General features: G+C 38.2%; 19 protein-coding genes. 7 read left to right on the forward strand and 12 right to left on the reverse strand.

Annotated elements, in window-relative coordinates; genetic code table 11:
* The 3 genes from B4Z90_RS03590 to B4Z90_RS03600 all read right to left on the reverse strand — a co-directional run.
* A partial coding sequence (locus B4Z90_RS03590) for a hypothetical protein (protein WP_286801435.1) occupies positions 1 to 330 on the reverse strand: 330 nt, incomplete at its 3' end.
* A gap of 26 nt (positions 331 to 356) precedes the next feature.
* Positions 357 to 2912 carry a tetratricopeptide repeat protein gene (locus B4Z90_RS03595; protein ID WP_159333229.1) on the reverse strand — a complete coding sequence of 852 codons (2556 nt, stop codon included), beginning with the start codon at positions 2910 to 2912 and terminating at the stop codon, positions 357 to 359.
* Position 2913: 1 nt separating this feature from the next.
* The gene (locus tag B4Z90_RS03600) at positions 2914 to 5058 is read right to left on the reverse strand and encodes an ATP-dependent DNA helicase (RefSeq protein ID WP_159333230.1); all 2145 of its coding nucleotides are present in this window, start codon (positions 5056 to 5058) and stop codon (positions 2914 to 2916) included.
* 103 nt (positions 5059 to 5161) lie between these two features.
* Here B4Z90_RS03600 and B4Z90_RS03605 point away from each other — a divergent pair, with 103 nt between their 5' ends.
* Positions 5162 to 5401, forward strand: coding sequence for a hypothetical protein (locus tag B4Z90_RS03605; protein ID WP_159333231.1), 240 nt, complete (start codon positions 5162 to 5164; stop codon positions 5399 to 5401).
* Positions 5402 to 5696: 295 nt separating this feature from the next.
* On the opposite strand, the gene B4Z90_RS03610 is transcribed toward B4Z90_RS03605, so the two are convergent.
* Positions 5697 to 9005 (reverse strand): TonB-dependent receptor, encoded by a 3309-nt coding sequence (locus B4Z90_RS03610; protein ID WP_159333232.1) that lies wholly within the window; start codon positions 9003 to 9005, stop codon positions 5697 to 5699.
* Positions 9006 to 9470: 465 nt separating this feature from the next.
* Between B4Z90_RS03610 and B4Z90_RS03615 the strand changes: the two genes are divergently transcribed.
* Positions 9471 to 9947: a hypothetical protein gene (locus tag B4Z90_RS03615; protein ID WP_070563649.1), complete on the forward strand. Its 477-nt coding sequence runs from the start codon at positions 9471 to 9473 to the stop codon at positions 9945 to 9947.
* Between the two features lie 74 nt (positions 9948 to 10021).
* Here B4Z90_RS03615 and B4Z90_RS03620 read toward each other — a convergent pair whose 3' ends face one another.
* The 4 genes from B4Z90_RS03620 to B4Z90_RS03635 all read right to left on the reverse strand — a co-directional run bounded on the left by B4Z90_RS03620 (position 10022) and on the right by B4Z90_RS03635 (position 13019).
* Positions 10022 to 10834: a M48 family metallopeptidase gene (locus tag B4Z90_RS03620; RefSeq protein WP_112375777.1), complete on the reverse strand. Its 813-nt coding sequence runs from the start codon at positions 10832 to 10834 to the stop codon at positions 10022 to 10024.
* A gap of 125 nt (positions 10835 to 10959) precedes the next feature.
* The gene (gene plsY / locus B4Z90_RS03625) at positions 10960 to 11610 is read right to left on the reverse strand and encodes a glycerol-3-phosphate 1-O-acyltransferase PlsY (protein ID WP_075993893.1); all 651 of its coding nucleotides are present in this window, start codon (positions 11608 to 11610) and stop codon (positions 10960 to 10962) included.
* A 15-nt stretch (positions 11611 to 11625) separates the two neighbouring features.
* Positions 11626 to 12483 carry a carboxylating nicotinate-nucleotide diphosphorylase gene (gene nadC, locus B4Z90_RS03630; protein ID WP_159333233.1) on the reverse strand — a complete coding sequence of 286 codons (858 nt, stop codon included), beginning with the start codon at positions 12481 to 12483 and terminating at the stop codon, positions 11626 to 11628.
* A 77-nt stretch (positions 12484 to 12560) separates the two neighbouring features.
* A complete protein-coding gene (locus B4Z90_RS03635; protein WP_159333234.1) occupies positions 12561 to 13019 on the reverse strand; it encodes a DUF4783 domain-containing protein in 459 nt (152 codons plus the stop codon).
* 173 nt (positions 13020 to 13192) lie between these two features.
* Here B4Z90_RS03635 and gpmI point away from each other — a divergent pair, with 173 nt between their 5' ends.
* The 4 genes from gpmI (at position 13193) to B4Z90_RS03655 (ending at position 18276) form a co-directional block, all read left to right on the forward strand.
* Complete coding sequence (gene gpmI, locus B4Z90_RS03640) at positions 13193 to 14725, forward strand: 2,3-bisphosphoglycerate-independent phosphoglycerate mutase (protein ID WP_159333235.1); 1533 nt, start codon at positions 13193 to 13195, stop codon at positions 14723 to 14725.
* On the forward strand, positions 14706 to 15293 hold the full coding sequence (locus tag B4Z90_RS03645) for a hypothetical protein (RefSeq protein WP_115047437.1): 588 nt from the start codon (positions 14706 to 14708) through the stop codon (positions 15291 to 15293). The genes gpmI and B4Z90_RS03645 overlap by 20 nt, the downstream gene beginning before the upstream one ends.
* 210 nt (positions 15294 to 15503) lie before the next feature.
* On the forward strand, positions 15504 to 15818 hold the full coding sequence (locus tag B4Z90_RS03650) for a hypothetical protein (RefSeq protein WP_159333236.1): 315 nt from the start codon (positions 15504 to 15506) through the stop codon (positions 15816 to 15818).
* A 163-nt stretch (positions 15819 to 15981) separates the two neighbouring features.
* Positions 15982 to 18276, forward strand: a complete 2295-nt coding sequence (locus tag B4Z90_RS03655) for a TonB-dependent receptor (protein WP_159333237.1) — start codon at positions 15982 to 15984, stop codon at positions 18274 to 18276.
* Between the two features lie 98 nt (positions 18277 to 18374).
* Here the strand turns inward: B4Z90_RS03655 and B4Z90_RS03660 are convergent, their stop codons facing one another.
* Together B4Z90_RS03660 and B4Z90_RS03665 are read right to left on the reverse strand one after the other, a co-directional pair.
* On the reverse strand, positions 18375 to 18929 hold the full coding sequence (locus tag B4Z90_RS03660; RefSeq protein ID WP_070563792.1) for a ferritin: 555 nt from the start codon (positions 18927 to 18929) through the stop codon (positions 18375 to 18377).
* Positions 18930 to 19164: 235 nt separating this feature from the next.
* A complete protein-coding gene (locus B4Z90_RS03665) occupies positions 19165 to 19821 on the reverse strand; it encodes a tetratricopeptide repeat protein (RefSeq protein ID WP_070563675.1) in 657 nt (218 codons plus the stop codon).
* 342 nt (positions 19822 to 20163) lie between these two features.
* Between B4Z90_RS03665 and lon the strand changes: the two genes are divergently transcribed.
* On the forward strand, positions 20164 to 22641 hold the full coding sequence (gene lon / locus B4Z90_RS03670) for an endopeptidase La (protein ID WP_070563678.1): 2478 nt from the start codon (positions 20164 to 20166) through the stop codon (positions 22639 to 22641).
* Positions 22642 to 22717: 76 nt separating this feature from the next.
* Here lon and B4Z90_RS25115 read toward each other — a convergent pair whose 3' ends face one another.
* On the reverse strand, positions 22718 to 22828 hold the full coding sequence (locus tag B4Z90_RS25115) for an IS3 family transposase (RefSeq protein ID WP_083295844.1): 111 nt from the start codon (positions 22826 to 22828) through the stop codon (positions 22718 to 22720).
* Positions 22829 to 22926: 98 nt separating this feature from the next.
* Entirely contained in the window at positions 22927 to 24189 is a 1263-nt protein-coding gene (dctA, locus tag B4Z90_RS03675; protein WP_286801436.1) for a C4-dicarboxylate transporter DctA, read from the reverse strand.
* Positions 24190 to 24305: the final 116 nt, after the last annotated feature.

Here is a 24305-nt window from a genome sequence, read left to right on the forward strand (position 1 = left end):
CACCAAAAGTGGGGAAGAACCAGCATGCTCCGGTCTATGCAATTCTAACTCATCATAAAACTTCTTTTCATCTATGTTGGATATTTCCTTGAAAAATTCGTGATCAATTTGAGAATGATCTATATTGTTTTCTGTAAAATGCCTATGGAAGATGAACGATAGTCCGTTCTGATTCGCAATTCTGTTTATCACTTCGTAGTTCTTTTTAACAAATCCTTCGTATTTCGGTCTTTTTCCTAATTGAAAATAAAAAACACGGTGATCCATTAGCCATGGTGTTTTGGTTTTTATTGGAATAATGTGGTAATTAAAATTTTGATTGTCATCCATATATGCAAGTTATATATTCTTAAGTGTTATGTTTTTTGAACTTCTGTTACTTTCCATTTGTCGCCTGCATAAATTGCTCTTGCATTCACTTTGCAATCGCCAGTAATGTTGTGTTTTTCCAAAAGGTATTTTGGCACATAATAATCTCCTATAAAAGCAAAGTCAGGAGCTTCCTCTTCATAATTATAGTCTTTGTATTTTACCTCCAAAAAGCCCACAATGTCTTTTCGTAAGTTTGGATTTGCTTCTTCTGTTAGTTCAATAGATAATATTTTCACTCTTATTTTTTTGTCCTTGTCCGTTTTTGTAGCAAATGAAAGTTTAATAAAATCGCCTTCGCTTGGTCTTAGATTTGTTTCTGTGAACCTGACAATTCCTTGCAACTTGGACGAAATGACAAAATGGAATAATTGCTTTTGCTCGTTCACTCCGTCAACGATTGCAATTTGAGTTTGGAATTTTGAAATGACAGAACCTTTGTCAATTTTCTGAATTTGTCGCAGTTCTGTTCTGTTTTCGTCTTTTACTTTTTTGATGTAACTCTTTGCTGTTACAAAATCTCCAATTTGCAATTCGTTTTTGATTTGTGGGAAAAAGACTTCTTTGTTTTCCGTTGTTATTGCGTGAATGATGTTTTTCTCTTTGTTGATGTAATCAACAACCGCAAAAATGTCATTCAGTATTTCCCAATGTTTTTTTTCCGTCTTGTCCGCAATGAGTGGAATATACTTGTATTCTGTAATAACAGTTTTGCCAAACCAAGCGAACTTTGCTTCAACTTGTTTTTTAATTTCCTGCTTGTAAAGTTTGAATTTGAAAATTTGCCCTAATTCGGATTGTTTGAATACTTCAAAACGATTTTTAACAATTGCAAACTCTATTGTTTTTCCTTCAGTAAAAGTCAAACGCTCTTTTCCTTTTTCGTCCCTCCATTTGTCTGCGAGAACAACTTCTGTCCAATCAAAATCAGCATACGCAAAGCTTTCAGCAAAAGGAATGTATTTTTTGTATAGTTCCCGATTGTCTTTTAAACTTTGTTTAACCGAACTTGCCTTTTTGTGTAATTCGTCAAAAACCGATGACAATTTCCAACCTTTTATTTCCCGATGTTTCTTGTATACTTCAAGTTCTACAAGTGCGTTTTCTAATAGGTTTTCGTCAATTAGAACCTTTGCTAAATCCAAATGAATGTCGCCTAAAAAATCTTCGTTTTTTTCTAAACTCAATGCTTTCGACAACATTCCGATTTTTAAGGAATTCTCGGAAACAATACAATCTGAAAATTCTTGCCAAACGTAATGTTTGTCTGCAAGTTCCAAAACAAGTTGTTTGTATATTTTGATTGCTAATTCTAATTCGTTGTTTTTGAAATGAAGCAAGGCTTTTTCTCGTAACAACCATTCATCGTCAGGGAACAATTTGATTGCTTTTTCATAAGGCTGAATAAGCCAAGATAAATTCTGTTCAGATGTTTGAGTTTTCAGAACTTCAAAAGCCTTTTTAATTGCTTTTGCTGCTAATGGCTTGTATGTGTGTTCGTCTTTTTTTATTTCTTTCCAATCGTCAGTTCTTAAATTTTCGGGATTCCAATTCTTGAAAAAATTTAGAAAACGCCATTCATCATTTTCTTTCATAAATCTTTCAGCAAGACTTAAAATTTCGGAATGCCATTTTGATTGTCCGTGTTTGGAGTAATTGTTATTGTATTGCTCAAACAAATTCCACAATTCGGAAAATTTATTTTCCTTGTGAGCATTGAAAATATTCCAAAAAATGGTTTCCCTGAAAAAGTCTAAGACGGTTTCTTTGCTAAGGTCAATTTTGCTTAAAAATTCTTCAATGTTTATTTCGGTGTTTGAATTTACAAACTCGCTGCAAATGCGTGAAATAAGCGAAGGAATATCTTTTCCGTCCTTATATCCATCGTGCAAATCTTCGTAGCGAAGATTGTCAGGATTCCACAAAAGGAAAAAGTTGTAGAACTTAAAGTCGCTGTGTGTTTTTGAATAATTTAAAGCAAAATTTAAAATCATAGAATGAAGCATTGACGGTCTTTCATTCTTTAAGTTCATATAATCTCTAAAAAACATTCTTGCTTCAACCGATGAAAGATTGCTTTCTTCTGCTTTTATGTATCGGTAAAGTACCCAACCGTAATTTTCGTGATGTAGTTCTGTAAGTCTGTTTTGAGAAATCAGATTTTTAAAAATCGCTAATGCTTCTTTATTATTTCCGTTTTTGCTTAGTTCTTCTGCTTTTTGAATTTCAGAATAATTTGTGTCAATTTTTGGACGAAGAAAGTTTTTTTGATTTTCAATTATTTCATCTTCGTAACCTTGAAAATCTATTGCGTTAAGTTCTCTGAAATAAATTCCTGCTTGGTTTAAGTTTTTATCTGCTATGTAACATTTACATAAGTCAATAAGAACCCAAGCAAATGCTTTTTTCCCCCATTCATCATCGGGTTCTACAGAATACAAGTTTCTTGCAATTCCTAATGCCTTGTTTAATTTATTCAGTTTTTCAACGCCTGATAAATCTTTAGCTTCATTTCGTAATCCAAAAACGGCTTTAGAGTCCATATCAAAATACTTTTTCTAATAAGAGTTCGTTAATTTCTTCTGCTAAACCTGTTGTTCTGGTTGGAATGAGTTCTGTTTTTTTGAACTTAAATTTTCCGTCATACCAAAATTTGTATGTCGCTGTAAAACCGTTTTTCTTTATTTCATAAATATCGTGATATTGTTTGTGTTCAATTTTCGCAATTTGAAAATTGAACGGTTTTAATTTTGCCTTTAAGTTTTCGTAAAACTCTTTTTGAAACGCTTGTTCAAATTCAAATTCCGTTTCGTCTGTTTCGGATTCTGCAATTATGAGTGTCTTATTTTGAAGTTTGGCAAGTTTCGTATAAATGCTTTCAGTAAATTCATTTGAGTTTCCTGGCTTTTGTATGGTTGTAATTTTATTATGGCTGTTGTAGTTGATTTTGAAAACTGCAACTTCATTTCCTTGCGAAACAGTATAATGTTCCAAATAACTTGTGTGGCGAATGTCACTGATGTTTACATTTTCATCTTTCAAACATTCACTAATTGTAAGATAAATATGCTTCACAAAAGCCGTTTGATTTGAAAAATCAAACGGCAATTCTATTTCCGCAATTTCTGTGTTTAAAGTAAGAATATCTTCTCTTGGTTTTATGTTTTCAATTTTTGGCGGTTGAATATTGCTTGCAATGCTAAAATGCGGTTCGTCAAGCGTAAACAAGTTTTCTTTTGCCCTAGTAATTCCTGTATAAAGCCAACGGAAATAACTTGAATTGAAATAACCCATTGAAGTTTTGCAATTCAAAAATGTATTTTCCCATTCTCCGCCTTGTGCTTTATGACAAGTAATTGCGTAGCCAAATTTTATGCGTAACGCATTAAAATACTTGTCGCTTCGCAAAGCGTCTTTAAATGGTTGTGTTCCGCCTTTCAAATTTTTGTTTCGGATTTTGAAATCAATGTAAAGAGCTTTCAATTCGTCTGAACTCAAATCTCTGTGATGTGAGTATAGTAAGTTCTCAATTATTTTACATTCTATATCGTGTTTCTTAAAATTTTCGTCTGTGAAAGTAATTGTAACATTCCGGAAAGTTAGCGGAACATTTATTTCTTCAACTACATTTTTGCTGTTTTTTCGTTTTAGTGGAATTGTTCTGCTTTCGGTTGTTGGTGAAACTTCTACAACAAAACCAATGTCGCCATTTAGCAATTCCATTTGCGAATAATTGTAGTTATTGCTCAATAAGATTACTTTGTCGCCAACTGTAATTGTTTTTTGATTTGGAAAAAAATGATTTCTCACAAAGTCGTTGTAACCTTTTACGGCTGAATTTGAATAAGCAACAATTATCGTTTCTTCGTCTATTGTGTTGTTGCAGGCTTGCAAATATTTCGGCAACAACTCTTCATATTTTGTTTTGTTGATGTCTTTAAAATCTGTTTCAATGTCAAGTTTATTGAAAATGTTTTCTTTTAAAGATTGACGAATTTTTGTTGCGTTGTAAAGTATTCCGCTGTCTGCTTTTTGTCTTACAACTTCGGTCAATTCAAATTCGTTTGAAACAAGTCCGCAATTTTCTTGCAGGTATTTTCCGTCAAGTGCTGGCGAAAAATTCATATTTACAGGTGGCAACTGTGCGTTATCGCCAATGAAAATTATTTTTTTGTTGTGGTCGTTGTTGTCAAGGTTAATATGCTTGATAAGGTCTTTAAGCAAAAAGCCCGAACCAAATCTAAAAAATTCGCCTTCCGAATAAACATTTGAAATCATTGATGATTCGTCAATAATGTAAACGGTGTTGTTTGGCTCGTCATTTATTTTGACTTCAAAGTAAAATTTGAAAGTTTCTGTTCCGTCTTCGTCTTTGATTTTAAACTCTTTGAGTTCTTTGCTTGAATAAATTGTCTTATGAATAGTGCAAGCCTTGTGTTTTGTCTTTTGCGAAATCACTTTTGCAGCTCGCCCTGTCGGTGCAGCAATAACAAAGTTTCTTTTGCTTTGAAAAAGAAAGTCTGTAAGTCCTTTCATTAAAAACGTTTTTCCTGTTCCTGCGTAACCTTTCAACAAAAAGCAAGGTGTCTGGTCGGAAAGGAACTTTTCTAATTCGTCAATAAGAGAACTTTGTCCTGATGTCAGCTCATGTTTTAAAAAAAAGTCTCTTAAGGTAAGTTTGTCTGACATAATCCTAATTATTTTTTGTATAAAGGTAAAGATAATTTGCCTTTTAATATTACGGGAAAGCGTACAATTCTAAGGCGTACCCTTATCGGTAAAGTCGGACAACATGAAACAATGGGTCGTGCGCAGTAATCGTTACGAGCCAAAGTTCGCCGATATGCTGGAGCAATGGGCCAATCATAATAACATAGCGCTCCTGGCCACACGTCCTGCAAAACCCAGGGATAAGGCATCAGTGGAAGGTGCTGTTAAAATAACCTATCAACGGATATATGCGCCACTCCGAAATGAGACCTTTAAAAGTATCCGCGAACTGAACCTTGCTATAACACATTTGATCAAATAATCGGAAAGATCGAAAATTAGAGTGATCGTAAAAGAACTTTGTTTGCGACAAAACAAAACTTTGTTAAAGTTGCTCTTGATAATATAAATCAAAACCTAAGTTGTAAATTATAGTATAAGCAATTTCTAAACATTGTCAAAGAACTTTTTAGTTCTAATGGACTGATAATATTTGTTTAAGTTTTAATTTGCAATCCCCCCCTAATTCGAGCACTTTTTGCAATCGAAAAAAAAACACCCCAAAAGCTATCATCAAGCTTTTGGGGTGTCGTAGATTAATTTACTATATATTATTCCTAGTTAAATTTAAATTTAACACCAAACTGCATATAATAAGTTGAAGAGATCGATTCGTTCGGTCGATTCAACTCTTTTATTACATCGCCATTTGCATAGCCCAAGTTAAATGTTGGAACTGTAGTGCCATTTGCTGCTACTTTATCAATATTTTTTGGAGTCAATAAAATATTGTTATTAATTTTATAAGTACCCCAAGAAGAATTAAATAGGTTACCAATATTCATCACATCCCAGAAGAATTCTAATGAATTATTTCCGCCACCGATTCCTCTAAATACTTCTTGTGACAAATGGAAGTCAAACTGGTGTCTCCATGGTGCAACAGCGCCATTACGTTCAACATACTTTCCTTTGTGCTCGCTAAGGTACTTATCGCCATCCACTAAGCTCCAAAATATGTCGGATTGCTCCTGCGCAGTGTATGCTTTCTTACCATAGTTACTGTTACCAGCCGCTATATCAATAAATTTCAATTCTGAAGCATCTTTCGGGATGTAGATTAAGTCATTATTTTGACCATCACGATTAAAATCAGAACCATAATAGTAAGAGAATCTACCCATTGAGCTTCCACTATAGAATAATGTCATCGAAGTGTTCAATTTACCAATCCAATTGTTGGTGTAAGTCACAGATCCCATTAAACGATGAGGAACAATATTGGTAGTATATCCCAGTTCGGGATTATTGGAGTTACCGTTTGCTTGAAGAGGAATAGACCATAGGTTTTGAATTTGATCTCCAGCTCCATCACCGTAATTTTTAGCTCCACTATAAGTGTATGCAACCATTCCGGAAAATCCTTTATCGAAGCCTTTTTGCAATTGAGCAGTTACCGAATAATAATGTCCACCTTTCGCATTGGTCATGTACGTTGGAATAAACTGTCCTGAAGATCCTTTAACAGGTTGTCCTTTTGAGTCAATTGTATATAGGTATTTATCTGCGTTTGCATTCGGGAAAATAAATCTAGTATCTCCATATCCAGCGATATTCATTGCCGTCGGATCAACCAAGTTTACATTTTTTGCAACTACAGCATTGATATCTTTATTATAGATAGCTTCTACTGTACCGACCATTCCCCAAGGTAGTTTGTAATCAACTGCGACACTTGATTTCCAGGTTGAAGGAAATTTAAGGTTAACATCCATCGCTGACATGTTACCAGGCAATGAAGTACCAGCAGCATCAGGTTTAGCTGGGTAATTCGCTTTAATATCTGGGCTAAATACAGGCATATTAGCATCACCTGCAGCATAAGTCTTTGTATATTGAAGCATACCGGAATCTCCTGATTGAGCAACGATCCAAACAAAAGGAATTCGACCAGTAAATACTCCTGTACCTCCACGAACAATAAATGAACGATCACCATTAACATCATAATTAAATCCAAAACGCGGAGATACCATTACTCTTGTTTTAGGCATCGCACCTGTATTTAGATGAAGTCCGTTAGCAAATTCTAAGCTCTGCAACAGTGGGTGAGTTTTCATTTCTGAAACATCTGGATACGTTGGAAGTTCTAAACGCACTCCCCCCGTTAATTTCAGTTTTTCATTTACTGTAAACTGATCTTGTAGATAAAGTGACCACTGGTTAAACTTGAAGCTTGGCATAGCTTGCGAACCATCTGCAGTTAATGGATAAGTCAACGCATAATTTACAGCAGGTTTACCCCCAATAAAGTCTTGCCAAGAATTATACATATAATACCCTGCTCCGAAACGTTGAAACCCATTTACTGTCCGAGATGTCTCAAACTGAAGACCTCCAGTAAAATAATGATCGTTCAAGGTATAGTTAGCGTCATAATTTGCAGTCCAAGTTTTGACCGAGCGAAGGTTTCCGTACGTAAACGGATCTGTTCCAAAAGAGGTAAGTACGTTACCACCTGTACCAGCAATACCATCACGTATGTCAACTAAAGGAAATATATCTCCAGAGACACTTCGCGGCTCATCTTGATTTACATAAGATAGACGGGCAGAATGATTCAAATTACCAATCTTTCCATTATATTCGGCTGTCGCGGAATATAAGTTTGTTTCTTGAAAATAATTCGAGTTTTGAAAACTTAAAGCATTATTTCCAGTTCTACTCATTGGATACACTTTTGTATCAATATTAGAACCACTAAATGAAGAACTCAAATTAGAAGGAGATTTCCCTTTAACTTGGTTGTATCTAAAATTGATTTTGTGATTATCAGCAATGTTCCAGTCGATACGAGCAAAAATCTTATCATTATTACTTTTCGAAGAATATCCTTGGTAAGCACCAGGATCATAACCGTAAGTATTTTTCAAATAATTGCTCACTTCATCCATAAAAGCAACTGTAGGTCTTGCAAAATAACTTGTAGTTCCATAGTCAGATTCTTTTACAGAAGCAACTTTGGTCGGCCCTGGTTCAGTTTGCTTCAATTGTTCAACATTCACAAAGAAGAATAACTTGTTTTTAATAATTGGACCACCTAAACTTACACCATACTGTTTTACACTTAGATCATTAGGTGTAAACACCACATCATTTACACGAGTTCCTTGTTGTTTATCAGAACGACCACTATAAAAAGCTGAGCCAAAGAAATCGTTACGACCAGAACGTGTTACAGCATTAATAGACGCTCCTGTAAAACCTGATTGGCGAACATCAAAAGGAGTTACATTCACTGAGATCTGCTCTATCGCGTCAATAGAAATTGGAGATCCATTTGCTGGAATATTTTGGCCAATACCAAATTGGTTATTGAAATTCGCTCCGTCAACAGTGAAATTATTGGCACGGTAATTTCCCCCACCAATAGCAGTACCGTTAGATTGGGGAGTTAAACGGGTTAAATCATTTACACTTCTAGTAATTGTAGGCAAATTTTCGATCTGACGACGCCCAACAATGGTAGATGCTCCATTTCGCTCTCCTTTTAAAACTCCAGCTCTTGTAACAACTACTTCTTCAAGATTAGTCGCTGAATCGCCGAAAACAGGATTTACTACGAATGGTTCACCTAATTGCAAATAAACATCTTCATACACGATAGGTTGTTGTCCTACATAGGTTACTTCAATTCTGTAAGGTCCACCAACACGCATATTGGCAAGGTTAAACCTGCCTGCAGCATTAGCCGAGCTTGAATAAACTGTTCCTGATGGGACATGCGTAGCTTTAATTGTTGCTCCCGATGTGAACTGTCCGTTTGACTCTTTTACAATACCTGTAACGCTACTTGTCGTAACCTGAGCTTGTACAGCACCATAACTAGCCATAACAAGAGCGAAAAAGAGTAAAGATCTTTTCATATAATGTGATTTGTTAAAAAATGTTAAGCAAAATTACTAAGAGATTTCAAATTACAAAGGACTTAATATAAACTTAACACACTAAACCACACCCATTTCATGAAATTCACACCAAAAATCAGACATCAACCTATAATTTATCACGACAAAAAACGTTGTAAGATGTTTTAAACCAGCATTTACATTCTAATTATCGGATCAAAAATAGTTTTCCACATCAATTCTGGATTTTTTTTTTGTAACAACATTCTTCCAATCGGAATTTAACTTTTTGAAAATTTTTAACTAATTTCCTGTCAATCGAGACTTTTATTAAACAACTCAGTTTCTTGTCGAATTTGAGCCACTGTAACTTATTCTGACCAAAAAAATCTAAACGATTCTATAGGCCTGATGGTTTATATAAAAAATGTTTCAAAAGCCAAGAACTTTTCAGAAATTCGCACACCTAATAATTTATGCTTCATGGAAGACGGTATTCAAAATTCTTCTTTTCAAGAACCTGCAGACATTAAATTGTCTCCGGCAGGACTCTCCTTCTTGGCTTCAGCGGCCAAATGGGCCAATTTTTTGGCCATTGTCTGTTTTATTTTCATCGGCATTTCTGCCATAACCATGGTCAGCCTAATCTTCGGAGCCAGTGCATTATCACTCGGGGCCGACGAATATGTCACAGCAGGGGCCTTATCCACATTCGGTGTACTTTATCTTTTATTTCTTGCTTTTTTCTGCCTTCCCATCTATTTCCTTTATAATTTCGGATCCAAAGCAAAGAAAGCTATTGAAAACCGCGACACCATTCAGCTGGAGCTCTGCTTGGATGCGTTAAAAAAACATTACAAATTTATTGGCATCATGGTCATCATTACCATAGCCTTTAATTTTATGGGATTGGTTATTGGTGTAGTGCTCGGCGTTAGCGATGCGCTAGCCGGGGTGTAACTTGATCAAAATATAATGCAAAAAAAAGAGGGATCTGCTCACGCAAATTCCTCTTTTCGTATCCTATCAATCGTTTATTTTTTATAATATTTCATTGCGTTTGGAATCAATTTCTGAATATCCGCAATCCGTCGCTCATCACTCGGGTGGGTACTCAAAAACTCAGGCTGCCCTTTTTGACTACCCGATGCCATACGCTTCCAGAAATCTACAGCTTCATTGGGATTGTAACCCGCCAAAGCCATAATAATCAAACCCGCTGCATCCGCATCCGATTCGTCGCTTCTCGAAAATTTCAGTTGCGCCAAGTTGCCTCCTAATCCATAAAGATTGTTAAAAACACCAAGCGTACTGTTTCCAGATACGCCTGCAGCTGAACCTAAAATTTGTCCACCCAGCTGTAAAGCGATCTGATTCGAAGCCTGAGCCACAGAGTGTTCTTCAATAGCGTGTGCTATCTCGTGTCCCATTACTGTTGCCAATCCCGCTTCTGTACGTGTTACTGGTAATATTCCGGTATATACCGCAACTTTACCCCCAGGCATACACCATGCATTCACGTCATCACTCTTCACCAGATTAAACTCCCAATTGAAGTTAAATTGATTTGCGCGACCTGTACTCTGCAAATACTGATTTACCGCCGTTGCAAGCTTGTTACCAACACGTTTTACCATCGCCGCATCTGCAGTTCCGGTTACTACTTTCGCGCTATTTTTCGATAAAAAATCTTTATAAGCCAATGCAGCTTGTTGGTTCACTTGATCAGCACTGACCAATTTCAAATATTTTTTCCCGGTAACAGCAGAAGTTGCACAACCCGACAACCCCGATGCCAGTGTTACACATGCTAATACCATAGCTGAATACTTAAACATTCCGTTCATAGTTTAAATTTTATTTCAAGGGCCATATGGAGTTTCGAAGCGAAAGATAATCGCTTTTCAGCGCATCCAACATGGATATTTTACAATAATTTATTAATCCATCGTAGCGAATGCAATTATTGTGCCTATTCTTTTTCCTTCGGCTTTTTCTTAAAGAGGTAAATCTTGGATTCATGCCCCTTTAACAAACGCTCTATATTCTTTTGGTGGGTAATTAACAACAGAATACAGATGGCTATTCCGTAAAGCAGCACAGAAGGTATCGTTGTTTTAAAAATAAAGGCCAAACTAAAAGGAAATGCAAAACCTGCAGAAATGGAACCGAGCGAAACATAATGAGTTGTCAGCAGGATGATGATAAACACTGAAACACAGACCAAAGCGGCAGGTGTATGTATAGCGAGGATCATACCACACAGGGTTGCCACCCCTTTTCCACCTCTAAACCCTGCAAATACAGGAAACAAATGTCCTAATACCGCAATAACGCCAAGTGCCAACTGAAAGTTGACAAATTGGACATCGCTGGTATTTTGCCCCAGTTCTATTAAATAAGCCAGGTTTGTTGCTGTCCAGCCTTTAAATATATCTACAAACATCACGATCGATCCCGCTTTAGGGCCCAAGACGCGAAAGGTGTTAGTCGCCCCAGCATTACCGCTACCGTACTCACGAACATCTACCCCATAAAATGCCTGTCCCAACCAAACTGCTGTAGGTATGGAACCAAACAAATAAGCTAGTAATACTGCAGTTACTAAATAAATCGATATCATTAATTAAATCAGTTCTTATATTAATTTGGCCTTCAGACTAAGATCCAGGCTCCTTACACTGTGTGTCAAAGCACCTACTGAAATATAATCTACCCCAGCCTCCGCATACGATCGGATCGTGTCGAAAGTTATTCCCCCAGAGGCCTCTGTCTTGAATCGATGGTCAATTAGCTGAACAGCTTTGGCTACATCCTGCGGCGAAAAATTATCTAACATGATTCGGTCCACTTCGCCAAAGTTAAGAACTTCATCAAGCTCCGCAAAATTTCGGACTTCAATTTCTATTTCTATTGGTTTATTTAGGTTCTTTCTGTAATCATTTGCGCGCTTTAGAGCCGGTACAATACCGCCACTATAGTCCACATGATTGTCCTTAATTAAAATCATATCAAAAAGACCAAAACGATGATTGGTCCCACCTCCTATGCGGACGGCTTCTTTCTCCAATACACGCAATAAGGGTGTGGTTTTCCGGGTATCCAAAACTTTCGTACCTGTACCTTTGAGAAGGTCTACGTATTTTCGGGTAGTTGTCGCAATGCCACTCATACGCTGCATGACATTCAGCACCAAACGCTCTGCCAGCAAAATACTTTGGATATTTCCCCTCACATAAAAAACAATATCACCTACTTTAACCTGACTTCCATCGTGGATAAACACCTCGCAGGTCAACGTATCGTCAATATAGGCAATAATCGCCTGCGCCACTTCGACCCCTGCTAAAATACCGTTATCCTTAACAATCAATTTGGCTTCACCTTGTGCGCCAGTTTCAATCGTAGAAAGTGAGGTATGATCTCCATCGCCCAAATCCTCCGCGACAGCCTGTTTTACAAAATGGGCCAGATAGTCCTTGATTTCCTTCTCCATAAATACTATTTATTGGGCTAAGATGTGGAATAATTTTTTAATCGAAAAATAGATTTATAAAAAAAGCATCGCTAGCTTTAATTTTTGCCGATTCTTAGCTCTTCAATCGAATGGTTATTATTTCCTACGCCGATCTTAATAAAGACACGATAGTTTGTTTGTTCTGTAGCTAATGTAAATGTAAAATATTGATAGCCATTGTTCGCATTGCTGGCTTGCGTCAATTTAACAGTCTTGGGTTTATGCTGATTAAAAAATGCCGCCAACATGATTTCTGACTGATACTTTGTGTATACGCCATTCTCCCCCAAAATAGATAAGGTTAAGTTTGAGCCGAAATACTTGGCCATATTTTTTGCATTACCTTCTTTCAAATACGATTTCAGTTCCTCTGAAATACTTCCTAAAGAATCATCATCACCTGGCAAAGCTACCTTTACCACTGTATTTACTTCTCTTAAATAATGCCCGAAGGCCGCAGTGTGTACAAAAAGACTATTAATAAGTATAAATACGCAATAGCTTAAAAATTTCATATAGCTCAACATATTATAGAACAGCTTCTATCATCCATATCAATCATTAGGTAGCTCCGTTTTTTAACCGAACATAAACTATGCCACAAACCTATAAAATTATTAGGGATTAACAAGGGAACTTTTTAAGATGCGTTGATAGATTCTAAAATTAAGATTATCTTTGTTATACGATGAATAAGAAAAAAGTTGCACTCATGATCCTAGACGGACTAGGATATGGAAAACATGATAAATCAAATGCAGTTGAAGCTGCAAACACCCCATTTTTAGATCATTTATTAGAAGCTTATCCAAACTCGAGCTTAGAGGCTTCTGGTGAAGCTGTTGGACTGCCTGCAGGACAGATGGGTAACTCGGAGGTTGGTCACATGAATCTTGGCGCCGGAAGAATCGTCTATCAAGAATTGGGTCGTATTCACAAAGCTGTCAACGATGGCGTATTCAATACGGATCCTATTATTCAAGACGCATTTAAATATGCATTGGAAAATAACAAAAAGGTACATTTAATCGGATTACTTTCCGATGGTGGTGTACACGCACATACAAAGCACTTAAAAGGCTTATGTGATGCTGCAAAACATGCTGGCTTGACAAGTGACCAGGTATTTGTACATGCATTTTTAGATGGCCGTGATACAGATCCAAACTCTGGTATTGGCTATGTCAGGGATCTACAAGACTATTTAAAAACGACAACGGGCACTTTTGCCTCTGCAATAGGCCGATATTATGCCATGGACCGCGACAACAGATGGGAACGTGTGAAATTAGCATACGATCTTTTAGTAAAAGCGGAAGGTGAAAAATCCAATGACCTTGTTGCATCGATCCAAAAATCATACGACGAAGGTGTAACCGATGAGTTTGTGAAACCAATCGCATTGGTTGACGCCAACGGTACTCCGGTAGCAACAATCCAAGAAGGTGATGTGGTCTTCTGTTATAACTTCAGAACAGATCGTGGCCGCGAGATTACGATCGCTTTAACTCAAAAGGCATTTCCAGAATATGATCTACAACCATTAGATCTATATTATGTGACAATGACTTCTTACGATGAAACATTTCAAAATGTCAGAGTTGTTTTCCAAAAAGACAACTTGTCCAATACTTTGGGTGAAGTGTTGGAGGCAAACCATAAAACACAAACACGTATTGCCGAAACAGAGAAATATCCGCACGTGACATTTTTCTTTTCAGGAGGTCGTGAACAACAGTTTGAAGGTGAAAACCGCTTGTTGGTTCCATCTCCCAAAGTAGCGACTTACGATCTTCAACCGGAGATGTCTGCCAAAGGAATTACAGAAGCTATCGTCAACGATATGGAGACCCTTCAACCAGATTTTATCTGTCTGAATTTTGCAAACCCAGACATGGTAGGTCACACAGGTGTTTTTGACGCTGTCATAAAAGCGGTAGAAACTGTTGATCAATGTACAAAAACGGTTGTTGAAACAGGCCTTAAAAATGGTTACTCCTTTATTATTTTGGCCGATCATGGTAACTCCGAGTTTATGGTCAATGAAGATGGATCACCAAATACGGCACACACAACCAATTTGGTTCCGTGTATCTTAATTGACGATCAGTATAAGAAAATAGCAGATGGTAAATTAGGTGATATTGCCCCAACCGTCTTACAGCTTTTAGGCGTCAATATCCCCGTTGAAATGACAGGAAATGTATTGGTATCAGAATAATAATTTACTTATAAATAGTGGCAGAGCACTTTCCCTTGTTATGGGCAGTGCGCTGCTTTTTTGGAGCTGTGGATCTCCATCCGCGACAAAAGGTCCTCAAAAATCTTCAGACATATTTTCTGTTGATTCATTCTTTACTGCCGAGGTCAATCGCCTGCAGCAACTCAACCCCTCGGTTCTAAAATCTGTCAACAAAGATGGAGAAAAAGAACAAAAGGAACTGAAAATTAGCAACTGGAAAAATGAACTTTCCGCCTTTCAAGCTGCCGACATCAGCAAAAACTTCGATCCATCACTGTATGAAGTTAAAGCTGTAGACTGTGTAACAGAATTTACAGCTAAAAAGAAAGAACTACAAATACAAAAGTTACGCATCGAGTTTGATAACAACGAAAAGGTAAAACACATCCATATCGATAAAAAGATAACAAATACCTTATACGATAGTCAAGAAAAATTAGACTATTATACGGACTCGCTTTATCGCATTGTCAAATTTCAAGATGTCCAAGGCTTGGATGCCAATCAATATGAAATTGAAGGCAAGTTTATTCCTTCCAAAAAATAAACAACCTTATCGATCATATGCAAAGTGTCTATCTAATCTTTGGATAGACACTTTTTTTTGTTCCGATGGGTATCCCCTATCACATCCTTTCGATAATCGGTTCAAAATAATAAATGCAACACAATTGCTTTGTATTATATTTTCCTTACCTTTGATCTGATTAACAAAATAACTCAACGGATAAATGGGTTTAAACGTAGTGATTTCAGCGTGAAAGATATCTCATTGAACAAATTCGCAGCATTCATGCTCTTAATGACCTTCTTAATTGGTCAGTTCATTGTGTATACCCATGCGCATCCGCAAACTGCACTCAGTATCGTAGACAGTCCTGCAAAAAAACACCATGGAGACCATCCGAAGTGTTCCATCTGTGACCAAAATTCACATCCACAAATTCTTTTCCATTTTACGCTGCACGAATTAATACTTCCGACACAGCAGGTTGAATTTGGCCTGTTTATCACCGGAGATCAAATTATTCGATCACTGCTTTCTGGCAATCGTGGTCCCCCCATCGCTTAATTTTTACATAAGTCCGATAATGTCACTCCTATATTCTTCTCATTATTGCGACAAACGACTTCATAAAAGTTTTTAGAACTAGACAATCTCAAGAATTCATACGATGAGTTATTGGGTTTCTATTATCCTTGATGTTATATATACGTAAAAATTATTCGTACAGATGAAACTTAAAATTATAGGCTGCATTTTTATGCTTGTCTCCTATTTCTCCATATTTCCGGCCCTTGCCGCAACAATCAGCGGTAAAGTAACGGATGCAAAAACAAATCTTCCCATTGCCGGTGCTACAATATCTCTGCAACAGCTTCGTTCGAGCACTGCATCAGACCAACAAGGTCGTTATAGCTTTAAATCACTTCCTTCAAGTGGACGCTACCTAGTTGAGGTCCGTTTCTTGGGCTATCAGTCCGTTGTCAAGACCGTCGATTTAACTTCAGAAAATCTTTCCCTTGATTTCGCCCTAACCGAAAGTATTATTGAAACCAATGAAGTCGTCGTTACAGGTACATTGGTTACTTCACAGAGCCGGCGCAACAGTACTTCGGTTGCTGTAATCTCCAAAGATGAATTACAGGGAAATGCGACGAATCTGATTGATGCGCTTGCCCGACAAGTTCCCGGACTAAGCCAGATCACAACGGGACAAGGCATTTCAAAACCTGTTATACGGGGTCTTGGCTATAATCGTGTCGTCACGGTAAGTGATGGTGTCAAACAGATGGGACAGCAATGGGGAGACGAACATGGTATTGAAATCGACCAAAATCAACCGGATCGTGTGGAGGTCCTACGCGGTGCCGCTTCCTTGATGTACGGATCTGATGCTATTGGCGGTGTAATCAATGTGCTTGAACCAAATGTTCCTACAGCTGGGCAAATTAAAGGTGAAGTATTGAGCAGCTACTCCACCAACAACGGACTAACCAATAGTTCGGTTATGCTTACCGGTAATGAAAATGGCTTCGTATGGCGTGGGCGTAGTTCTTATCAAAATGCCTATTCGTATAATACACCCGCAGGCCGATATGGCAATAGTGGTTTTAATACCAGTAATTTCAGTGGTATGCTCGGGCTAAACAAACAATGGGGCTACTCTCATCTGAATTTTTCATACCTGAAAAATAATATCGGCTTTTACGACGCCGAACCTGGTGACCCGCTTTACATAAACTCAAAAAGCCGGACCTTAGATTTCCCTAAACAGGATATCCGCCATTACAAACTGGCCCTCAACAATAACTTTGTCATCGGTTCGGGTAGTTTAAAACTTGATCTGGGCTATCAAAAAAATCAACGTCGGGAGCTCGAAGAAGCAACACCTTCTTTATTCTTTGATTTGAATACATATTCACTTGACGCAAAATATTCGTTGAGTGAAAAAAATGGTTGGCAACATGTCTTTGGTATTAGTGCTAGCCAGGAACACAGTTTAAATAAAGGTGTTGAATTCTTAATTCCGGCCTATGATCAGTTGGAATTGGGCGCTTTTGGCTATGCAAAGAAAACCTGGGGCGAAAACACCTTTAACGTTGGATTACGCTATGACTACGTCAACAACAAAGGCAAGCAGCTCTTTATTGAAGACGAAGAGCAGTTCGCTGGCTTTAAAAATAGTTTCAGCAATGTTAGCGGAGCACTTGGATATACCCATATTTTCAGCGAAGACCTCAATTTCAAAGCAAATGCGGGTTCGGCATTTAGAGCCCCTAATCCCGCTGAACTCGGCTCAAACGGGGTGCACGAAGGGACTTACCGCTATGAAGTGGGAAATGAAAACCTGAAACCTGAACGAAGCTACCAAGCGGATGCAACGCTGGAGTTTGGACATAGCATCGTCACAGGAAGTATCGGAATCTATGAAAATTATATCCACAACTTTATCTATGCCTCAACAACAAAAGGCGATACCAAAACTGTGGTGGGTGAAGATGGTGATTCGCATACCTACGACGTATATCGCTATGGCCAGGTAAACGCCAATCTTTACGGTGTTGAAGGAAGCCTGAATTTTCATTTGTTAAACTGGATACACCTGGACAATACGTTTAGTTATACCCATGCACAGAACAATACCTTTAACAGACCCTTGGCAATGATTCCAGCTGGTGTTGTACACAATACATTGCGTCTTGAGCCCAAGATTAGCGGCTTGAATGCTTTCTACGTTTCTGTAGGGCTGGACAATTACTTCAAACAGAACCGCATTGATGAAACCTTCGAAACGCCAGCAAACTCTTATACTTTATTGAACGCAGGAATCGGTACGACATTACATCTCGGATCGCAGCAACTGAAAGTATTTGCAGCAGCTTCAAACTTGACCAACAAACGTTATTACGATGCGTTGAGCAGATTGCGCCCAGGACGTCTTTCACAGGAAGACACGAGCTTTGGTGTCTACAATATGGGTAGAAACATCACCTTCGGTGTATATCTGCCATTGAGCATAAAGTAAATTAAGCCTGGTAATAAATGATCGTGAGATCAATTAAGATTAGTACACGGCAAAATAAAAAAGCGGGATCTTGAAGATCCCGCTTTTTTATTTTATAATTATTTGGGGTCATCTGCTGTCGCTTCCCTTGCCAAGGCTACTTCGTCGGGCATGGCTTCAAGGGAGGAATCCAACGCAAACAAGGATTCATCTGAAGCTCGGTCACCACCGGCAATCTTCAGTTTATCCATCAATTCCAGCGCCAATTTCTCTTCTTCAATCTGTTCCTTGACAAACCACTGTGCAAAGTTCCACGTTGCCCAGTCCTTCTCGGCCATCGCTAAATTGACAATGTTATAGATCGCTTCGGTATTATCTACTTCATGTTTAAAAACGCGATTAAAGCATTCGGTCAGCGATTGCGGGTCAGCTGGCGGAGCTGCAATAGCCTGTATTCTGGGGCGGCCACCTCTTTCCAGAATATAACCCATAATTTTAGTCATGTGATTTCGCTCTTCCTGGGCATGTCTATACAGAAAATTGGCGATTCCGCCATAACCCTGATCATCTGCCCATACCCCCAACGCCAAATAAATCTGTGCAGCCTCAGCTTCTTTTGTCATCTGACTGATTAAAATTTGCTGCATTTCCTTTGACAATCGATTCGTTTCCATAATATTCATTTTGATTTAGGAAAAGAACAGTTTCGGTGCTTATTTCGTTTGAAATTTATCAAAGTAAAAACTGTCGAAAATTCACTCCTCGAAATGAAACTGGATCTCATTTGTGACCAACTGTTACATTCCAATAAGTACATTTCAACCGGCACAAATCAATAGGTACAAAATCAACAAGCACAAAAAAGGGAACACCATTGGCATTCCCTTTTTCTATGCTTTTATAGCGATACTATTTCAAGTTATCTCTATATACTTTCGCTTTTTTGATTTCTGTTTGGATATCTTTTTTCGATGCATCAAAGCTCAACACTTTTTCGTAATCCTTGATTGCATTGTTATAAGCGTCAGTTGCCATTGCCTTATTGTAGTTAGGCGTACCCTCCGTTCCGATCAAGATACCTAAATCGCGATTCGCGATCGCTCTATTTTGATAGAATTTCGAATCAGTCGGCGTAATAGCAATCGCTTTTGAATAATCCTCAATAGCAACTTTCAACAACTGCTCTTTGTTAGCAACAGATGTCTTATTTGTGGCTTGAGTAGCAAGATTGTTTGTTGCTTTCGCTTTGAAGTATAAAGCATTTGCATTTTTACCGTTCAATGCAACTACTTTTCCAAAAGTTTCAGCTGATTTTTTATAGTCACCATTTTGAAATTGAGAATATCCCAACATATATAATACGTCCGGATCTTTCCCTTCTTGAGGGAGGGCTTTAGTCAAGTATGACTCTGCATTCTTGAAATCACCATCCAAAAGAGCTTTCTGCCCCATTCTCACATTAGCGTTGCTATGCTCAGCCTGTTTTGGTTGTTGTGCATTCGCGCTAAAAGCAACTAAGGCAAAAACCCCAGTAAACAAACCCAATTTAAATGATTTTAAATTCATATCTAAATAGTTACGTTTTTATATTCACTCTTTAATGATCACTTGTGATCGTTTCTACATCTGTAAAAAAGCATCCGATTGATTTCTTTAAACTTAAAAACGGCCATCGGCGCCCTTTCACATTCCAATATTACAATTATTATGCCTATTTCTCCAACAAATGGCAGATAAATTTTATTTAACCTGCCTTTTTTTCCTATTCTAGAAAATAGATTTGTAATTTTGCTCACTTTTAGCAATTGGCACTTCCCTTGCAATATAGGGGAAACAATAATAGAAGCTTAAAATTTGAAAGTCAGCCGTCAACATGTCAGCGACTGCCAAATACACAAAATAAATACTATGAGCAAATTCGAAACTTTTGATTTCAGTCAAGCAATTCCAATCGTTGCAGAGGATACCGAATTCTTCCCCTTACTTACACAAGAGGATGAAGATAATATGGCGAATGCTGAAATTCCAGAAGCATTGTCTATTTTGCCTTTGCGTAATACCGTATTATTTCCCGGTGTTGTCATTCCGATTACCGTAGGTCGAGATAAATCCATCAAACTGGTCAAAGAAGCCTATAAAGGCAGCAAAACCATCGGTGTTGTTTCTCAAAAGGACATGACTGTAGAGGACCCAGGGTTTGAAGAACTAAATAAAGTGGGCACCGTAGCTCATATCATTAAAGTCCTCCAAATGCCTGATGGTAATACCACCGTCATCATCCAGGGAAAACAACGGTTCAACTTGTTGGAAATTGTCGATACTGAGCCTTATTTAAAGGCACGTGTGGAGAAATTCAATGAAGCGAAGCCGAAGATGACCAAGCACTTTAAAGCGACAATTTCTACCTTAAAAGAAATGGCGCTGCAGATCATCCAACTTTCGCCAAACTTACCTAGTGAAGCTGGTATCGCGATTAAAAATATTGAAAGCCCTTCGTTTCTGATCAACTTTATTTCGTCGAATATCAATGTCGAAATGGTCAGAAAACAGGAACTACTTCAAATACCTAAAGTAGAGAATCGTGCCAAACTTTTATTGGAGCTCCTGACAACAGAAATCCAGATGCTGGAACTAAAGCACCAGATCCAGAATAAAGTACGTGTCGACCTTGACAAGCAACAACGTGATTATTTCTTGAACCAACAGCTCAAAACAATCCAGGAAGAGCTGGGTGGAAACACCCCCGATCTTGAGCTGGAAGAGCTTAAAAAACGGGGTAAGAAAAAGAAATGGAATGTTGATGTCGAAAAACATTTCACAAAAGAACTCGAAAAGCTATCGCGTATCAATCCTGCGGCTGCTGATTATTCGGTACAGCTCAATTACCTTGAGCTACTACTTGATCTACCCTGGAATGAAACAACAAAAGACAATTTTGATTTAAACAAAGCACAAAAAGTGCTCGATAAAGATCATTATGGGCTTGAGAAAGTAAAAAAACGTATCATTGAATACCTTGCGGTATTGAAATTAAAAAATGATATGAAAGCACCTATTCTTTGTTTAGTAGGCCCTCCGGGAGTCGGTAAGACTTCTTTGGGAAGATCTATTGCCAAAGCATTGGGGCGTAAATATACCCGTATGGCCTTGGGTGGTGTGCGCGATGAAGCAGAAATCAGAGGACACCGCAAAACCTATATCGGCGCAATGCCGGGCCGTATCATCCAGTCCCTGAAAAAAGCAGGAGCAGCAAATCCGGTTTTTATTTTGGACGAAATCGATAAAATGAGTGCGGATTTCAAAGGAGATCCTTCGTCGGCCTTATTGGAGGTATTAGATCCGGAACAAAACACACATTTCTATGATCACTATGTCGAAATGGAGTTTGACCTTTCCAAAGTGATGTTTATTGCGACGGCCAATTCCTTGAGCGCTATTCAACCTGCGTTATTGGATCGGATGGAAATTATCGAAGTGAATGGTTATACCATCGAGGAGAAAATCGAAATCGCGAAAAAACACCTTTTGCCAAAACAACGCGAAATGCATGGAATGGCGGCCAAAGATGTCTCGTTAAAGGCTAAGATCATCGAACAGATTATCGAGGATTACACACGTGAATCTGGTGTGCGTGGATTAGAAAAAAAGATCGGCTCTGTGGTACGTGGTATTGCAACACGCATTGTCATGGAAAAGGATTACAGTCCAAGTATCAACGAACAGGATCTGCTTGATATCCTAGGTGCTCCAATATTTGATAAGGACATCTACGAAAATAACAATGTTGCCGGTGTCGTAACGGGCTTAGCCTGGACTTCTGTCGGCGGCGATATCTTATTTATAGAATCTTCGCTGAGCCCAGGAAAAGGACGTTTGAGCCTGACAGGTAATTTGGGTGATGTCATGAAAGAATCTGCGTCGATAGCACTAGCCTACCTGAAAGCCCATGCTTCGGATTTCGGCATTAACTACCGCGTTTTCGACCATTGGGATATCCATATCCACGTTCCTGCGGGTGCCATTCCAAAAGATGGCCCTTCAGCTGGTATAACCATGCTCACAGCACTGACATCGCTATTTACCCAACGTAAAGTGAAGGAAAAATTAGCCATGACAGGTGAAATTACATTACGTGGAAAAGTATTGCCTGTTGGCGGTATTAAGGAGAAAATCCTTGCCGCAAAACGTGCGAACATCAAAGATATTATCCTTTGTAAATCCAATGAAAAAGACATCTTGGAAATCAAGGAAGATTATATCAAAGACATGCAATTCCACTATGTGACTGAAATGTCGCAGGTGATCAAACTCGCGCTATTGGAAGAAAAAGTAACTGGTGCCATCGATCTGGCTCAAGATATAGAAAATACAAAAAAAGAGAATTAACAGATACCTGAAAGGTTTTGAATAGAAAGGGGCTATTCAAAATTTGGACTGCCCCCAAAAGATTGGACAAATTTAGTTAATTAGATTTGTAATAATGAGCTCGATATTCTGTCGGGCTCATTCCATTTAAATTTAGTTTTATCCGTTGATTATTGTAATAGGAGATATAATCTTCTATTTCGCTCACAGAACCTTATCAGCTATTCTTAAACGGTTTGAGCTGACTTTTCAAACAATTCTTTGTTGGAGCCAAGCTTCTTTTATCATAGCTTTTGATTGCAGAAATCATCGTTTAGAACCTAACTTTTCATGTAGGAGCTCCTCGTCCAAACTATCTTCATATTTTGAAATCACCAGCGTTGCCGCTGAATTTCCGATCAAATTGGTTATCGCCCTTGCTTCACTCATAAAACGATCTACACCAAAGATCAAAGCGACTGATTCCACCGGTACATGGCCAACAACAGGCAAGGTCGCAGCGAGGGTAACGAAACCACTTCCTGTTACACCTACAGCACCTTTAGAGGTCAATAACAACACCAGCAATAAGGTAATTTCCTGCTCCAGGCTGAGATGCATATTGAGCGCCTGCGAAATAAAGACCGCTGCCATGGTCAGATAGATACTTGTCCCATCCAGATTGAAAGAATAGCCCGTGGGGATAACTAAACCCACAACAGGCTTGGCACAACCCGCATCTTCCATCTTCTGCATAATGCCCGGCAACGCCGACTCGGATGAGGAAGTCCCCAAAACGATTAAAATCTCTTCTTTGATATATTTTAAAAACTTAAAAACATTCACCTTGAGATAAAAATACAATACGGCCCCAATCACGATGATCACGAAGATAAAACAGGTCAGGTAGAAGCTCAACATCAGCATACCGAGTTTAGATAAGGCCTGGATTCCAAACTTACCGATCGTAAAACCCATTGCTCCCATTGCCCCGATTGGAGCCAGGTACATGATCATTTTGATAATGGAGAAGAGAACCTTCAGAAAAGATTGCAATACATTGAGCACAGGCTCACAAGCTTTCTGCCCTATTTTTGTCATACCGATCCCAAATAGCACTGCAAAAACGAGTACCTGCAACATGTTGTCCGACGCTACCGCAGCTATCACATTACCTGGAATGATCCCGATGATAAAATCCATAAAACTATGTGGCTCTTTGGATTCTGAAATATAATGAGATACCGAAGATACATCAAGACTAGCTGGATCGGCGTTCATGCCAGTACCCGGCTGTATCCAATTAACAAAGACCAAACCGATAATCAGGGCAATCGTTGTCATGATCTCGAAATAGATAATGGAGGTTAAACCGATTTTCCCCACTTTTTTTGTATCCTGCATGCCCGCTATCCCGATCACAATGGAGCTAAAAATCAATGGCGCAATAACCATCTTGATCAGTTTAATAAAAGCATCTCCTAATGGTTTTAGCTTAACAGCAAAATCGGGGTAATAGATACCACAGATGATCCCCATAAGTATACCCACGATGACTTGAAAATAGAGGCTCTTAAAAATATGCTTCATGATAGATTTATTTACGGACAGTAATTTCCCTTGCTTTAATCGGTTTTTTAATTTAGGATATTGAAATTAATTGGTACGAATATAAAAAAAAAGGGATGCATAAATGCATCCCTTCC

Origin of the sequence: Sphingobacterium sp. UBA5639 (assembly GCF_002421245.1) — a bacterium.
GTDB lineage: Bacteria > Bacteroidota > Bacteroidia > Sphingobacteriales > Sphingobacteriaceae > Sphingobacterium > Sphingobacterium multivorum.

Bases quoted from the DNA above. Each gene is read 5' to 3' on its own strand.
- B4Z90_RS03595 (WP_159333229.1), bottom strand. From the start codon at position 2,912: ATGGACTCTAAAGCCGTTTTTGGATTACGAAATGAAGCTAAAGATTTA.
- B4Z90_RS03600 (WP_159333230.1), bottom strand. From the start codon at position 5,058: ATGTCAGACAAACTTACCTTAAGAGACTTTTTTTTAAAACATGAGCTG.
- B4Z90_RS03605 (WP_159333231.1), top strand. From the start codon at position 5,162: ATGAAACAATGGGTCGTGCGCAGTAATCGTTACGAGCCAAAGTTCGCC.
- B4Z90_RS03610 (WP_159333232.1), bottom strand. From the start codon at position 9,005: ATGAAAAGATCTTTACTCTTTTTCGCTCTTGTTATGGCTAGTTATGGT.
- B4Z90_RS03615 (WP_070563649.1), top strand. From the start codon at position 9,471: ATGGAAGACGGTATTCAAAATTCTTCTTTTCAAGAACCTGCAGACATT.
- B4Z90_RS03620 (WP_112375777.1), bottom strand. From the start codon at position 10,834: ATGAACGGAATGTTTAAGTATTCAGCTATGGTATTAGCATGTGTAACA.
- plsY (WP_075993893.1), bottom strand. From the start codon at position 11,610: ATGATATCGATTTATTTAGTAACTGCAGTATTACTAGCTTATTTGTTT.
- nadC (WP_159333233.1), bottom strand. From the start codon at position 12,483: ATGGAGAAGGAAATCAAGGACTATCTGGCCCATTTTGTAAAACAGGCT.
- B4Z90_RS03635 (WP_159333234.1), bottom strand. From the start codon at position 13,019: ATGAAATTTTTAAGCTATTGCGTATTTATACTTATTAATAGTCTTTTT.
- gpmI (WP_159333235.1), top strand. From the start codon at position 13,193: ATGAATAAGAAAAAAGTTGCACTCATGATCCTAGACGGACTAGGATAT.
- B4Z90_RS03645 (WP_115047437.1), top strand. From the start codon at position 14,706: ATGTATTGGTATCAGAATAATAATTTACTTATAAATAGTGGCAGAGCA.
- B4Z90_RS03655 (WP_159333237.1), top strand. From the start codon at position 15,982: ATGAAACTTAAAATTATAGGCTGCATTTTTATGCTTGTCTCCTATTTC.
- B4Z90_RS03660 (WP_070563792.1), bottom strand. From the start codon at position 18,929: ATGGAAACGAATCGATTGTCAAAGGAAATGCAGCAAATTTTAATCAGT.
- B4Z90_RS03665 (WP_070563675.1), bottom strand. From the start codon at position 19,821: ATGAATTTAAAATCATTTAAATTGGGTTTGTTTACTGGGGTTTTTGCC.
- lon (WP_070563678.1), top strand. From the start codon at position 20,164: ATGAGCAAATTCGAAACTTTTGATTTCAGTCAAGCAATTCCAATCGTT.
- dctA (WP_286801436.1), bottom strand. From the start codon at position 24,189: ATGAAGCATATTTTTAAGAGCCTCTATTTTCAAGTCATCGTGGGTATA.